Raw genomic sequence first — 14,068 nt, 5'->3', positions numbered from 1 at the left:
TTTCTTCGGCGTGTCCCCGGCGATTACTTGGGCGTATCGCCGAAGTAGAAGCCACCGTGGACGAAGTCGATCTCTTCAATGGCGCAGGTGCTGGTAGAGGTGTTCAAGGTCGGACCCCGCCAGGCGACCGGCCGCAGGTCCAGGAGTTCCCACGAGGCCACCTTCTGGTTGTTGGGTCCGAGGATCGCGACGTACCCCGGTTTGGGAACCGGCTTGGCCAAGTTGTCCTGGACCCACTTGCACATCTGCAGCGTGTGCTTCGACACGAGTCGTGACACGGTCAAAGGGGTGTACTTGATGCGGGTGTTGAGGTAGGTGGGTGAGGTGTTGTGCCCTCCCTCGATGACCTCGTCGACCTCCATGGACATGGCGAGCCCTGTGCACCCGGTGAAGTCGTCGCATATCTCTCCGCTCGGCCCGTGAAAGGACAACTGGAACCGATGGGTGGGTAGGGGCAGGGATTCTGTGCTCAACGTTGTGCCTCCGCTTCGGGCGAGAGAAATCCCATGGGTATGCCCCACTCGGGGGTGGGGGTGGCTTCATCTGTCGATCGTCGTGCTACGTCGTGCTTTGCGACGTGGGAGTCGACGGCGCGATCCTGCGCTGCTTGTCCGACGATCCGGTGGAAGACCGGATGTCCGTTGCCGAACGCATCGGTGACCGAAGCCGTGACACCTTCGGCCCGGACAGCCGGAGCGAGCGACGCGAGGGATCGAGTGGAGGAGGGAGCCTCCGGCCTCGTGACCGGCGTTGACTCGAAACCGCTCGGCACGCCGGTGCCCCAGGAGGGCGGGGACGTGGTGACCGTCACCGGGCCAGGCGTCGGATTCGCTGTCCTCATGACGGTTGTGTTCGCGGTGGCGGAGGGCTCCCGGCCTGGGGTGACGGCCTCGACACGGTGCTGGGTACCGTCGGCCGGCGTCTTGCTTCGTGCGGGCCCTGCGCCGGAAACGCCTGTAGGAGAGATGCCAGGGTGCGCGAAGGGGACGGGGTGGCGGTCAGGTTCGGCATGGACCGAACGGATGTGGGGGCGACCGTTCGGCGCTGCGGCCGTCCACAGATGAGGCTCTTCCGGGCCGGGCCGGGGCCCCGGCGCAGAACCGGCTGCAACCGGGTGCTCAACGGCTGCATGCGTCTGTGCCTCCTCGGCATCCCGCTGAGCATCGTCGGCGTTCCGGCGCTCGGAGCGGCCGGTGCCCTCCCGGTGCTGAGCGGCACCGTTCGCTTGCGCTGCGGCGCGTTGAGTGACGCCCTGGCGACGCAGAGGGAGGCTGCTCGCGGAGAACTCCACGAAGTCCCCGACCGGTCCGCTGTCGAAGCCGGCACCGAGATGCAGAGGGGCGACCCGGCGGGTCTCGGCACTCCGTACGTCGCTCCGCACGGTGCGCGGAACAGGGACCTGTTCGTCAGACGGAGCTCCGGGGACGAACGGAAGAAGGTCCGGACGGGGCTCGGCACCATCAGATCGACTTTCTCCAACAGTCCGCCGAACAGGGCGAGTTGGCGGAACCTTGGACCCGCCGGGCAGGGCGGGCTCGGGCGCCCAGGTCTCGCCGACTGGTGCAGTGAGGTCATCGGTGTCGGAGTGGTGGCTCTGGCTCCGGTCTCGCTGCTGCTCAGGGCTGCGGCGTACCAGACGTGTGGGCCGCATGACCGGCGGTGTGGGCTCGCCGAGTTGGAGCGGGAAGGCGGGGGAGGAGGAACGGCTCTTGCGGGAGGTGTCCTGGCCGTGCACGGGGCTCGGCACGTCATGCCGTGCCTGCTGCCCAGGAACTGGAACTGGAACTGGAACTGGAACGACGGTGTCCACCGCGCCCTCGGCGGTGGAAGCGATGCGGTGCTGGTTGGCACGGTCTGCCTCGTGATCCGGCGATGCCGGCCCGACAAGGGTGATCAGATCACGTACGGGCTCTTCGCGCGACGACTGCGGCGAGGAATCGGTGAGCGTGGCCGGGGCGGTGGCAGTCGGCTGGCGCGGGGTTCCGGGTGTGGAGTGGCCCGCCGGGCTGCGCGGGGCGGGCTGGGCGGTGGTATCCGAGCGAGTGGCCGGGGTGCCATGCGCCACCGCGGTGGCTGGGCCCATTCCTTCGGATGTGGGGGTGTGCGGGGAGGGTTGGTCGGCGGCTCCTGGATGAGGGGCCGAGGCGTGCCGTGCTGCCGGGGCCTTTCCTGCGAGCTTGGGCGTGTGCGGGGTGGGGTGGTTGGTCGCTTCCGGCTGCGAGGTGTGGGGCGGTGCCGCCGGGGTGGCCAGGGCGCTCCGTCCGGATGCCGAGGCGCGCGGGGCGGGCTGGGCGGTGGAGGCCGAGGGCTGGGTCGGGGCGTGCTGAGGGTGCGCCGTGGCGGTGGGGTGGTTTGCCTCGGGCGTCGTGAACTGTTCGGGGTGGGCAGGGGTGTTCTGGTCCCGGTCCTGCGGGTTCTGCTTGCGGCGGGCGCGAGGTACGGGCCGCATGGCCGGTGGTGTGGGCTCGCCGAACTGTAGCGGGGCAGCGGGAGACGGGACCCGCTTGGGGGCAGCGCTGCCCTGCTCCTGGTCGTGGCGAGGGGCATCATGCGGGATCCGCCCCTGTGCCGCAGAAGTGGCGGCAGGGGTGCTGTCGTCAACAGGGCTTTCATCGGCGCCAGTTGATGCGTCTGGTGCGGCTCCCGAGCAGGGTGCCGACACCGGGGCCGGCGCCGGTGTCGGCACCGGGGTGCTCACGTTCGTCGTGGGCGCGACCGGAGGCTGGGCGGCGGTTCCGAGATCAGGGGTGTCCGACTTGTCGAGCCGTATATGTGCTCGGGGGGCCTCCCGAGTGGTGCCGTGTTGCGCCTGACTCTCCCGGAGTGTGGAGTCGAGCGCGGACACGTCAGGGTTCCCCGGGGCGGAGCGCATGTCGTCGGAGCCCGACGCCTGAGGGGCGGTATCGGCTCCGGTCGCCTCACCCGTAGCGGAGTTGGCCGTGTCTGGCAGTGTGGACGAGGCAACCCGCTGGGGAGCGGTCGACGGCGTGGCGCCCGGAGCCTGGTCGCAGGTCTCCGACGGTTCTTGCACGGTGGCTGCCGCGCTGGGCGTGGGCTGGTCGGCTGCGTCCAGGAGCGGGATGGCCTGGGCGGCTGTCGCCGGAGAGGTGGTGTCGTCCTCAGCGGCGGTGTTGTGAATCGGGCGCTCGCTCCGCTTCCGGTTGCGCCGGGGCCGCATGGCCGGGGAAGCGGGCCGATCGACACGGAGCTGGGCGGCGGGGGAGGAGACGGTCCGGCGGGAACCGTCGGTCACGTCCACGGATGTGGTAGCTGGCCGACCTGCGTCGAGCTCGGGGAGCTCCGTATCGCCGTACGCCACTTCCGTTGACACGGCCGGACCGTCCGTCCCCTGCTCGTCGTGGGGGAGCTGCGATGACGCGGGGGCCGGTGCCGAAGTTGTGCCGTTCTCGACGGGGGAGCCGGCCGTAACACCCGACGCGTCGTGGCCGGCACGGGTCTTGGCGGTCCGGTCCGTCGGATATCGGGCCTCGTCCAGCCCGGTCGAAGAGGAACCAGTCTGCTCGGCCATTGGCCCGGTCGGCGAGGAACCTGCCTGCTCGGCTTTGGCAGCGGCTTCCGTCGGCAGAGTGCCGACCGGGTCCTTACCGTCCGACGGGGCGGCCGTCCCGGGCGCGGAGTCCTGGACACGCTCGTGCGTTTCGTGCGCGTCCGCCTCGCACCCATGCGAACGGGAAGGCGTGCGGGCGGTGGCGGCGCGGCTGCCTTCGTCAGCGGTGTGAGAGGCATCGGCAGCTAGGGCAGCGGTGGCTTCCTGCTGCGCAGGCGCCTCGTGCAGCGGCAGCGGGGCGATGTCGCTGGAATCCGCGGGGGCCCTGTCCGTCGCCGGGGTTGGCGTGCTCCGGGTACCTTCGCGCAGGCTGGCATCGTGAGAGGGGGCAGCGGCGAACTCCTGCCGCGCGGGCGCCTCGTGCGGGAGCTCCGTGCAGCCCTCACCGGAGTCCTCCGGAGCCGGGGACAGGGGGCTCTGGGCAGCCTTGTCCACGCCGCCCCGGCGTGCGGGGCCAGCGCCCGATTCCTGCCGCGCGACCACCTCATGCGCAGGCGCCTCAAGGACCTCGCGGACATGTGCGGGTACGTCGACCCTCGCCGGAACGGAGCTGCTGTCGACGCCTTCGTCGAGGCTGGCCTCATGCGTCGAGGCCGCGCGGCGCGACGACGTGCGCGCGGGGCGCATCGTCGTGGGTGCGGCCCCGCCCAGGAGGAGCGGAGCAGGGGCGGCCGGTGCGGTTTCCGCCCGTACGGCCGTCACGTGATCGTGCTCGGGGTTCTGGCGCGGCGACCGGTCCGATGCCGTCCGGGCGAGTGCGCCTCCGTCGAATCCGTCTCCGCCGGCTCCTGCGGGTTGTGCCGGGGCCTCGGCCTGGCCGTGGTCGTCGAGGCGCTGATCAGCGCCGAAGCGGCGTCGCGCCGCCGCCCGCGCGGCTGTGATCCACCGGGGAAGACGACGTGCGGCAAGAGGCGCGGCCGACTGCTCGATGGCCGGGTGCAGGGCCGAGCCGTGCTCGGCGCGCGGATCGCCACCGTTTCGCAGGGAGATCCGCCCCTGCTCCGACACCGAGTCGGAACTCATCACGGGCCCATGGTTCGGCGACGCGGACGGGGGCGCAGAGGTGCGTACCGCAGCAGGTTCGCCGACAGGCAGGGAAGCAGGGGCGGTGCTGCGTACCGAGATGGGCTCAGGCGCGAGTACCGGAACGGGTTCGGCCGCCGAGGCGGACTCAAGACGTACCGGCGCGGGCTCAGTTGTCGAAGTGGGCTCGGCGTCGCCTGTTGATGTGGGTTCAGCGACCGTCACCGACTCGGTGTCCGGTACGGGCGCGACCCCAAAGTCAATCAGCGGCTCGGACTCGCCGCGATCAGCCGACGGGGAAGGCTCGCACCCTGGCACCTCCGCAGTCCCTGGCGCCGGCGCAGCCCCACGGCCAGGCGTCGGCACAGCCGCATCGCCCGGCACCACTACAGCCTCGTCAACACCCGTCAGCGCAGACTCGGAACCCGGCATCGGCGCAGACACACCACTAGCTGCGGCTGCGGGCCCACGATCGGCCACCGGCATGGGCTCGGAACTCCGCACCGCTGGCTCACGGGTGGCCATCAGCGCCGTCCCGCCACCAGGCACGGCCGCAGGCTTGCGGGCAGCAGTCGTGGTCGTCGCGGAATCGGCGCCCTGGGCCGGGGTGGCCGTGGCGTCCGTGACCGTTCCGTACGGAGTCTTTCGCGAGTCGGGCCCGGGGTTCGGCGCCGCAGACCCCTGCTGGTTCGGGGATGCGCCTTCGCCCTCGGGAGCGAGTCGCGAGGCTGCGTCGGCCTGCGTCTCCGGGGTGTCGGGCTTGCGGCGCCGGTTTCGGCGGAACCGGCGCATGCCCGAGGCGGCCTCCTCGTGCCGGGTACCGCGCCGGAGCCGCAACCGGCGCTGTGGAGCCGAACCCTGGACCGGCTCCGGGCTCTGGCCAGGCAGTCGCACCGGTGCGGGCGCCGCCTCGGCCTCGCGTACGTCTGCCGAGGGTTCGGCCGGGGCAACGGACGGAACCGCCGGAGCACCCGCGCTCCCCAGCACGGCATCCATCCCCTTCGCCGCCCTGGCCCCACGGGGAGCGGCGGGACGCCAGTACAGCCGTGCGGGCGCGCGGTGGGCCGGGTTTCCCGCCGTACTCCAGGCCGTCACCCCGGGCCTGAACACCTGCGGCGGCTCAGGGTTGATGAGAGTCCTGAGTTCCCCGGAGAGCCGGTGGTCCTGGAACGAGGGGAGCCGGTCCGTCACCCGGCGGGAATCGGTGACCGGGTGCACCCCGGCCGCGATCGCCCGTACTGTCTCCGCCAGCACCACCGGAACACGCCCGGCTGCCGCCGCAGCGCGGTCGGCCTCGGTGGTCCGGTGCATGAGCTGATTCCCTAAGTTCCGTAAGGCTGGTCAAGTTGGTCGTCGAGACGCTGATTGATCTGCGTAATCTGGCGGATGTAGGCACGACGCTGGATGTGGTCCATGTCCAGCAGTTCGTTGTGCGACCAGTGGAAGTGGTAGGCGATGTACGCGATCTCAGAGCGCAGGTTCTCGGCCGCGTACACCGTCATTCCCCCAGGCGGCTCCCCAAGTCGACGTCGAATTCATGTCGGCAGTCGGGGCACACGGTCGAAGCCAGCGACGTGCCGTCCAGATTGATCTTCTCGTAGAACTTCTGCAGAAATGCGAGATCGGCGGCGAAGAGATCCTCGATGATCCCGGCATGAATATCCGTCAGATCGCCCAATTTGGTAATGAGTCGACTGATGAGGACGACGGACAGGTAAGCCGGATTTTCGCGTACCCTCTGATCGCTCAGTGGCAGCAGCTCGTCCCGTGCCGTGGCGAGACGCATGATTCCCTCGCGGTGCACGACCCCTTGTGAATCCACATACCCGCGCGGAAGAGTGAACGAGAATTCTGTCTGGAGGGCCGCAGGCCCGCTGCACAGGCCTGCGGCCGACCGGGAATCGAGGGGCGCGGCCGGTGGTGCCACAGCAGCCGTGCCGGTGGACCCCTCGGTCACACGCCCCCGTTTCACTTGGCCTTGTTCTCGCCGTTGTGGATGATCGTGGCCGAGTACGTCTCAGTACCCGAGTTCGGCCCCGCCGAAAGGCTGGGAGGGCTGATCTTCACGCACCGGGCCTGCAGGAAGCTGCGCTTTTCTTCAGCCTTGTCCTTCCCTGCCTCGTCCTTCGTGATGATGGAGATGTTCTTGAATGCCTTCTCGTCGTTGCCGGTGGCGCCGGCGTCCTTCAGCCATTGCTTCATGGCCTTGAGGTTGGCATCGTCACCCTGCTTCGAGGGGTCTCCCGCGAGGAACGTAACGGTGATTTCGCCATGCACGGCCTCGGTGGCAAAGGCATTGGTCACCAGGTGGCCCTCATTGTTGACGAAGGTCACAGTGCTGTGATTGAACCCCTCCTCCGGCCAGTTGACCTGAGTGAGTGCGGCAATCTGGATGCCGTCACACTGAATCGAGAAGCTATCGGCCACTGTTTCTCCTTGATCTGGTGATTATTTTTCGGGCGACAGGAGTCTGTTGCGGTTTATTCCGCGCTCGGCGACTCTTGTGCGATTCGGAACACGACGAACTCAGCAGGCTTGACGGGTGCCACGCCGATCTCGCAGATGACCTGACCCGCGTCGATGACCTCGGGCGGGTTGGTCTCCGCGTCGCACTTGACGTAGAACGCCTCCTCCGGCGTGCCGCCGAAGAGGGCGCCGTTGCGCCATTCGTTCGTGAGGAACGCGGCGATGTTGCGGCGGATGGTGGCCCACAGCCGCTCGTCGTTGGGCTCGAACACCGCCCACTGCGAGCCCAGGTAGACCGACTCCTCCAGGTAGTTGAAGAGGCGTCGGACGTTCAGGTAGCGCCACGACGGGTCGCTGGAGAGGGTGCGGGCGCCCCACACGCGGATGCCACGGCCGGGGAAGCTGCGGATGCAGTTGACTCCTGCCGGGTTGAGCTGCTCCTGCTCGCCCTTGGTGACCTGGATGCCGAGGTCGAGAGCGCCGCGCAAGACCTCGTTGGCGGGGGCCTTGTGCACGCCGCGCGCCTCGTCGTTGCGGGCCCACAGGCCGGCGACGTGGCCGGACGGCGGCATCAGGAAGCCCTTGCCGCTGGACGGGTCGGCGACCTGGATCCAGGGGTAGTAGAGCGTGGCGTACTTCGAGTCGTAGCCCGCCTCGTTCTGGCGCCACTCGTGGACCTCGGTGGGGCCCATGTCCGGCAGCGGGTCGAGGATGGCCATGCGGTTGGCCATGTTCTCGCAGTGGTTGATCATGGCCATCTGGATGGCCTTGACCTGCTCGCGGCTGACGTTGCCCGCCTGGTAGGCGGCCATCAGGTCCGGGGCCATCACCATGGTGATGTCGTCGATGGCCTCCAGGCCGGACAGGCCGGAGCGGTCGTTGACCTTGCCGACGTACTTGCCGACGACGTCCTTGGCCACGACCTCGCCGCCCGCGGCGCTGCCCTTCGGGGCGGCCGGCAGGGCCAGCGAGGAGGAGTCGGGCAGCGCGAGCGCGGTGCCGGCGGTGGGTGCCTCCTCCACCATGACGAACTTGGAGCGCTCCTTGACCTGCGTCACCACGTACGCGGCCGAGGCCTTGTCGGCGGAGACGTCGAACGTCTCGGTGGCCGAGCCGTCCACCTTGACGGTGAAGGTGAAGACGTCGTCCGAACCGCCGTCGGCGGCCTTCGCCTTGTCGGCCGCGGCGCCCGTGGCCCGCTTGCTCTTCGGGTCGGCGGGCTTCTTCTGCACGTCGACCGAGATGTCGCGACCCGTCGCGGCCGGCAGCGCCGCCACCCGGAAGCCACCGAGCACCTGCGCCGGGGCGGAGCCGACGGCCTGGGCGCCGTCGACGGCGTCGCCGTTGGCCGACTGCCCGCCGACACGGACGACGTAACAGGTGCCGCCGCCGTTGGAGAAGTAGCCGTAGACGGAGTGCGCGAGGTAGGAGCCCTCGACGAATTCGCCGAACGTGTTGGTGAACTGGGCCCAGTTGGTGACCCGGACCGGCTCGTTGAGCGGCCCCTGCTCGGCGAAGCCGACGAAGGCGGCGACCGCGGTGCCGACGCCCTCCACGGGGCGGGAGCCGCCCGTGCTCTCTTCCACAAATACGCCGGGGGACAGGTAGGTGGCCATCCAGCACTCCTTCTTGATGAGTTATCCCGAGGGTGAATCCAGTTAGCGGGCTGCGCTTTCCTCGCGGGGAAACCAGGAGGAAAGGAAACTGCTACCCATTCGCCGGGGCTGGAGACGGTTCTCTTGCCGCACGACTGGCTGTTCATTGCCAGCTTCGGACCGTGGATTCTGTCCATGAGCATCGTCGGGGGTTCGACGCCGTGTCAAACGGGATCGCGCATTCTGGAACTCCGGCGAGGTTTTGTCTTCCGTGGTCCTGCGCGGATCAACCTTTGGCCTACGACGGGCTGTTACTCACCGCCGAATTCGGTTGAATCGTAGACGATCAACTTCTGGATACAGGAGTCAACTTTCTCTGCCGTTTCCTCCGGCACGCGCCCCCGAGACTGAGATCCGACGTGTACGCGTGCGCACGCGGGCCGCGCAGCACGACCGGAACGAGACGAGGAGACCCCGGGTGACCACTTCCGAAGCGGACGGCCAGTGCGAGGCATTGGAGAAGTTCGGTACGGACTTCACGGTGGCCGCGCGCGAGGGCAAGCTCGACCCGGTCATCGGCCGGGACCAGGAGATCCGCCGGGTCGTCCAGGTGCTTTCGCGGCGTACGAAGAACAACCCGGTGCTGATCGGCGAGCCCGGCGTCGGCAAGACCGCCGTCGTCGAGGGGCTCGCCCAGCGCATCGTGAAGGGGGACGTGCCGGAGTCGCTGAAGAACAAGCGGCTGGTCTCGCTGGACCTCGGCGCGATGGTGGCGGGTGCGAAGTACCGGGGCGAGTTCGAGGAGCGCCTCAAGACCGTCCTCTCCGAGATCAAGGAGAGCGACGGCCAGATCATCACTTTCATCGACGAGCTGCACACCGTGGTCGGCGCCGGTGCCATCGGGGACTCGGCGATGGACGCGGGCAACATGCTCAAGCCCATGCTGGCGCGCGGCGAGCTGCGTATGGTCGGCGCGACCACGCTGGACGAGTACCGCGAGCGCATCGAGAAGGACCCGGCCCTGGAGCGCCGCTTCCAGCAGGTCCTCGTCCCCGAACCATCGGTGGAGGACTCGATCGCGATCCTGCGCGGGCTCAAGGGCCGCTACGAGGCGCACCACAAGGTGCAGATCGCGGACAGCGCGCTGGTGGCGGCCGCGACCCTTTCGGACCGGTACATCACCACGCGTTTCCTTCCGGACAAGGCCATCGATCTGGTGGACGAGGCAGCATCGCGTCTTCGTATGGAAATCGATTCCTCACCGGTCGAGATCGACGAACTGCAGCGCGCCGTCGACCGGCTGCGGATGGAAGAACTCGCGCTGAAGAACGAGTCCGACCCCACCACCCGCGATCGTCTCCGCCGACTCCGCAAGGACCTCGCCGACAAGGAGGAGGAGCTGCGTGGGCTCACCGCACGCTGGGAGAAGGAGAAACAGTCTCTGAACCGGGTAGGTGAGCTGAAGGAGCGGCTCGACGACCTGCGCGGCCAGGCCGAACGCGCCCAGCGCGACGGCGACTTCGACTCCGCCTCCAAACTTCTCTATGGCGAAATTCCGGCCCTCGAAGAGCAGTTGGAGGAGGCGGCCGAGGCGGAACGAGAAGCCTCCCGCTCCCTCGACCCCGACGAGCAGATGGTCAAGGAGGAGGTGGGTCCGGACGACATCGCGGATGTGGTCGGCGCCTGGACCGGCATCCCCGCCGGGCGCCTGCTGGAGGGCGAGACGCAGAAGCTGCTCCGCATGGAGGGCGAGCTGGGCAAGCGCCTGATCGGCCAGTCGGAGGCGGTGCAGGCCGTCTCGGACGCGGTGCGCCGCACCCGGGCCGGGATCGCCGACCCGGACCGGCCGACCGGATCGTTCCTCTTCCTCGGCCCGACGGGCGTCGGCAAGACGGAACTGGCCAAGGCGCTCGCGGACTTCCTCTTCGACGACGAGCGGGCCATGGTCCGCATCGACATGTCGGAGTACAGCGAGAAGCACAGCGTGGCCCGTCTGGTCGGCGCGCCTCCCGGCTACGTCGGCTACGAGGAGGGCGGCCAGCTCACCGAGGCCGTCCGCCGCCGCCCGTACTCCGTGGTGCTCCTGGACGAGGTGGAGAAGGCGCACCCCGAGGTCTTCGACATCCTGCTCCAGGTCCTCGACGACGGCCGCCTCACCGACGGCCAGGGCCGCACGGTCGACTTCCGCAACACCATCCTGATCCTCACCTCCAACCTGGGCAGCCAGTACCTGGTCGAGCCTTTGACCAGCGCGGAGGAGAAGAAGCAGCAGGTCCTGGAAGTGGTGCGGGCCTCCTTCAAGCCGGAGTTCCTCAACCGGCTCGACGACCTCGTGGTCTTCTCCGCGCTCACCAAGGACGAGCTGTCCCACATCGCCGGACTCCAGATCGACCGCCTGGCCAAGCGTCTGGCGGACCGCCGGCTCACCCTGGACGTCACCCCCGAGGCCCTTCAGTGGCTGGCCGACGAGGGCAACGACCCGGCCTACGGAGCGCGCCCGCTGCGCCGCCTGATCCAGACCGCCATCGGCGACCGGCTCGCCAAGGAGATCCTGGCGGGCGAAGTCACCGACGGCGACACCGTGGACGTCCGTGCCGAGGGCGACAGCCTCCTCATCGGGCGGGTTGCTCGATAGGCCGTGCATCACTGCTTCGGAACGACTCGCCTGAAACCCAGAGGAGGAACACCTCATGACCACACCTGGCGCGCGCCCGCGGCGCCGCCTCATCCAGACCGGGATCGATGACGGGCCCGCCGAGGAAGTGCCGGCGGGCGGGGCCAGGGGTGACGACTCGTCAGGTTCGACTGCGCGGATCTCCGCGTTCAAGGAAAGGAACGTCCCGCATGACTACGCCCGCCCCTGCTGAGTTGCCGAAGGCCAGGACTCTACGTAAGCGGTCGGGCTCGGCCTCACCGGACGTCGGCCTCGGCCCGGCGCCGCGCACCGGACCCCCGGCACCCGGCGGGATCGTGGCCGGCGCCGAGCACTGGGGCCTGGAGCTCGCGCAGTGGGCCCAGCGCGCCGACCACCCGGGCGTCGGACTGGTCGCGGCGCTCGGCGGCATGGGGATCACACGGCTCGGCGGCATGATCTGGCGCACTGGACAGGGGGCCGACGTCACATCGGAGACCGGCGCCGAGAGCATGAAGGCTTCGGGACCGAGCGGGCCCCGTACGAACGCCGCCCGTCTGATGCCCCAACTGCACAGTGAGTTCGCGCGGTTGGCCGTCGAGGCGCGGGATCGGGGTATCACCGCGGCCGAGTTGGAGGCGGAACGCCGGGACCTGGAACTGAGGGCGTTCGGCGCGAGCCTGACCGGCCTGGACGCGCAGGAGATCGAGTCGGTGATACGTGGTCTGGAGAAGACCCCGGACGCGCTGTCGGAACAGAAGCTGGAGATCGCGCGGCGCAGTGCCCACCTCCAGTCGATCGCCGTCGGTGATGTCCCCGGGTACCTCAGTGAGCTGGACCAGAGCGTGGCTGATCTCAGAGACCGTCAGGACCAGGCACGCGACGAGAAGAACGATCTCCTGCTCCAGACCCGCGCGCTCTTCTCGCCGTCCGCGCAGCGCACCCGCGAGGAACAGCGCAGGCTCATCGACGACTTTGCCGCGCTGGAGAAGGCCCATGCGGAGGAAGCAGAGCTGATCCGGCGCAACATCAAGGAGATCGACATGCTCCGTGCTCTGTTCCTGTGCGTCGCGGGCCCCGATGCCGCGGGGCTCCAGAAGATGGGCAACGGCTATCTGGAGGGTCTCCCCGCTTTTCTCGGCACCCGCATCGAGCAGGCGCGCGGCCGGTACGACGTCTCCCGCATGGAGGCCCTGCTGGCGCGGGTGGAGCGCGAGCCGCTGGCGCGCGAGACCCTGGCCGCGATCCGTGCGCGGGGACCGGAGCGCCTCTACGAATCGCGGGACGTCTTCCAGCAGACCCTGGCGCGCAAGGAGTCGACGCTGCACTCCTTGGAACCGGGCTATCTGGAGCGCCTCCTCGGCAGTTGGGGCCCGCGGACCGAGGACCCGGAGCGCGACGCGGTCCGGCACGGCTTGGCCGCCGAGATCGAACAGGTGCGGGCCGACCTGGACAAGGCCGCGCAGCGGATCGCCCTGTACGAGTCGGACGAGTACCGCAGCCGGGTCGCACAGGCACTGCGGGCCCACGAAACGCTCAGCACGGCCAACGCCCGGCTCGACCAGATCCAGCAGACGGCGCGCGCCATGCGATAGGTCCGCGCGCAGGACGCCGGGCTCGGGGCGAACCGGTAGGCCTCGCTCCCGACATCACCCCGCCACCGTCCCCGCTCACCAACGGCGCTGAGGAACGCGCGCCGAACCGGAGGTCAATCATGCCCACCCGTCGCCACAAGCCCCGCCCCGAGCGGACCTCGGAGCCGCCCCGGCGGCTCAGTCCCTGGGAGCAATCCCAGAAGCTCGGCGCCACTCCCCAGGCGCAGGACCTTTACGGAGCCGCCCCCCTGCCGGGATCCGGTGGACGCGGCACACAGCTGACCCCGAGTCAGGCGGTTGCCCTGACGCTCGCCCACCGCCGGGCGGCCACGCTCCCGAGTGCCGCGGAGGAGTCCGGTATCCCGGAGGGCATGGCGCGCCCGGACGACCGCATCGCGCTCCTCAACCAAACCTGGGGGACCTCCTACGCCCCGGCCGACCTGGCTCGCGTACGTGACTGGCTGGCCCGGGCCCCGTTGACCGTCAACCTGACACTCGGCGGGCGCCGTTCGCCCGAGTCGCCCACGCTGGCGGCCCGGCTCCGGGAGGGAGCGGGACTCATGAACCAGTGGCAGACGGGCACCACGGGAGCCTCCAACGACCTGGACCGGCGGGCAGCCGCCGAGCGGTGGATGGGATACGGCCTGCCGCTCGGGCGGATCACTGAGCCCGGCCAGGCCGGCGGTATGCCGCTGTACGCGGCGCTCAACGTGACCGGCTCGTCGCAGGGATCGGCCCCTCAGTACGGCGTCAGCCACTTGGTGCTGAAGGAGTCCGTCCGTGCCCGCGCCACTCTGACGCCCACCGACTCGTTCGTGCACACCTACGCGCAGGAGACGCGATACAGCACCGCGCGGTACGCGCTTCCGGCGACCGACCCCCTCGGGCTGATCCTCTCGCCCCGGACCCCGCCGCGGCTGCTGCGGCTGGCCTTCGCGGAGGCGACCGGCTGCGACACCGCATGGCGCCAGTCGCCGGAGGCCGGGCGGGCGCCCGGTGCGGGCGAGTACGTCGAGGCACAGATCCACGGCGGCATCGCCTGGCGCGACATCGCCGAGATCGTCGTCAGCCCGGCCGAGGCGGATGCCTCCCGGATCGTGGCGGACTTCCAGGAGTTCGCTCGCGCACACCCGGGCCTGTCCGTGCGGCTGGCGGACGGACGTTGAACGCACTCCGCCGGCGTAGCCAG

At 69.6% G+C, this 14,068-nt stretch carries 10 protein-coding genes and 1 pseudogene; 6 read left to right on the top strand and 5 right to left on the bottom strand.

Going from position 1 to position 14,068, the window contains the following annotated elements; genetic code table 11:
* Nucleotides 1-23: 23 nt before the first annotated feature.
* Nucleotides 24-521 carry a phage tail protein gene (locus tag ACSHXC_RS41915; RefSeq protein ID WP_438297505.1) on the bottom strand — a complete coding sequence of 166 codons (498 nt, stop codon included), beginning with the start codon at nucleotides 519-521 and terminating at the stop codon, nucleotides 24-26.
* A gap of 1,680 nt (nucleotides 522-2,201) precedes the next feature.
* On the opposite strand from ACSHXC_RS41915, the gene ACSHXC_RS41910 reads away from it, so the two are divergent.
* Nucleotides 2,202-2,327 carry a hypothetical protein gene (locus ACSHXC_RS41910; RefSeq protein ID WP_438297504.1) on the top strand — a complete coding sequence of 42 codons (126 nt, stop codon included), beginning with the start codon at nucleotides 2,202-2,204 and terminating at the stop codon, nucleotides 2,325-2,327.
* A gap of 612 nt (nucleotides 2,328-2,939) precedes the next feature.
* The gene (locus tag ACSHXC_RS41905; RefSeq protein WP_438297503.1) at nucleotides 2,940-3,137 is read left to right on the top strand and encodes a hypothetical protein; all 198 of its coding nucleotides are present in this window, start codon (nucleotides 2,940-2,942) and stop codon (nucleotides 3,135-3,137) included.
* Between the two features lie 2,776 nt (nucleotides 3,138-5,913).
* Here ACSHXC_RS41905 and ACSHXC_RS41900 read toward each other — a convergent pair.
* The 4 genes from ACSHXC_RS41900 to ACSHXC_RS41885 are packed head-to-tail and all read right to left on the bottom strand — an operon-like array spanning nucleotide 5,914 to nucleotide 8,673.
* On the bottom strand, nucleotides 5,914-6,093 hold the full coding sequence (locus ACSHXC_RS41900; RefSeq protein ID WP_438297501.1) for a DUF6760 family protein: 180 nt from the start codon (nucleotides 6,091-6,093) through the stop codon (nucleotides 5,914-5,916).
* The gene (locus ACSHXC_RS41895) at nucleotides 6,090-6,518 is read right to left on the bottom strand and encodes a hypothetical protein (protein WP_438297654.1); all 429 of its coding nucleotides are present in this window, start codon (nucleotides 6,516-6,518) and stop codon (nucleotides 6,090-6,092) included. Before ACSHXC_RS41895 ends, ACSHXC_RS41900 begins: the two co-directional genes overlap by 4 nt.
* Before the next feature lie 41 nt (nucleotides 6,519-6,559).
* Entirely contained in the window at nucleotides 6,560-7,018 is a 459-nt protein-coding gene (locus ACSHXC_RS41890) for a hypothetical protein (RefSeq protein ID WP_438297500.1), read from the bottom strand.
* A 53-nt stretch (nucleotides 7,019-7,071) separates the two neighbouring features.
* A complete protein-coding gene (locus tag ACSHXC_RS41885; RefSeq protein ID WP_438297498.1) occupies nucleotides 7,072-8,673 on the bottom strand; it encodes a phage tail sheath family protein in 1,602 nt (533 codons plus the stop codon).
* 454 nt (nucleotides 8,674-9,127) lie between these two features.
* Between ACSHXC_RS41885 and ACSHXC_RS41880 the strand changes: the two are divergent.
* The 4 genes and pseudogenes from ACSHXC_RS41880 to ACSHXC_RS41865 all read left to right on the top strand — a co-directional run.
* Nucleotides 9,128-11,287, top strand: a pseudogene (locus ACSHXC_RS41880) (ATP-dependent Clp protease ATP-binding subunit); the annotation flags it as partial.
* A gap of 55 nt (nucleotides 11,288-11,342) precedes the next feature.
* Nucleotides 11,343-11,519, top strand: coding sequence for a hypothetical protein (locus ACSHXC_RS41875; RefSeq protein ID WP_438297497.1), 177 nt, complete (start codon nucleotides 11,343-11,345; stop codon nucleotides 11,517-11,519).
* On the top strand, nucleotides 11,497-12,879 hold the full coding sequence (locus ACSHXC_RS41870) for a hypothetical protein (RefSeq protein WP_438297495.1): 1,383 nt from the start codon (nucleotides 11,497-11,499) through the stop codon (nucleotides 12,877-12,879). The genes ACSHXC_RS41875 and ACSHXC_RS41870 overlap by 23 nt, the downstream gene beginning before the upstream one ends.
* 119 nt (nucleotides 12,880-12,998) lie before the next feature.
* The gene (locus ACSHXC_RS41865) at nucleotides 12,999-14,045 is read left to right on the top strand and encodes a DUF3626 domain-containing protein (RefSeq protein ID WP_438297493.1); all 1,047 of its coding nucleotides are present in this window, start codon (nucleotides 12,999-13,001) and stop codon (nucleotides 14,043-14,045) included.
* Nucleotides 14,046-14,068 lie beyond the last annotated feature (23 nt).

The organism is Streptomyces sp. HUAS TT7, assembly GCF_051550175.1.
GTDB lineage: Bacteria > Actinomycetota > Actinomycetes > Streptomycetales > Streptomycetaceae > Streptomyces.
This window is presented reverse-complemented; position numbering and strand designations above follow the sequence as displayed.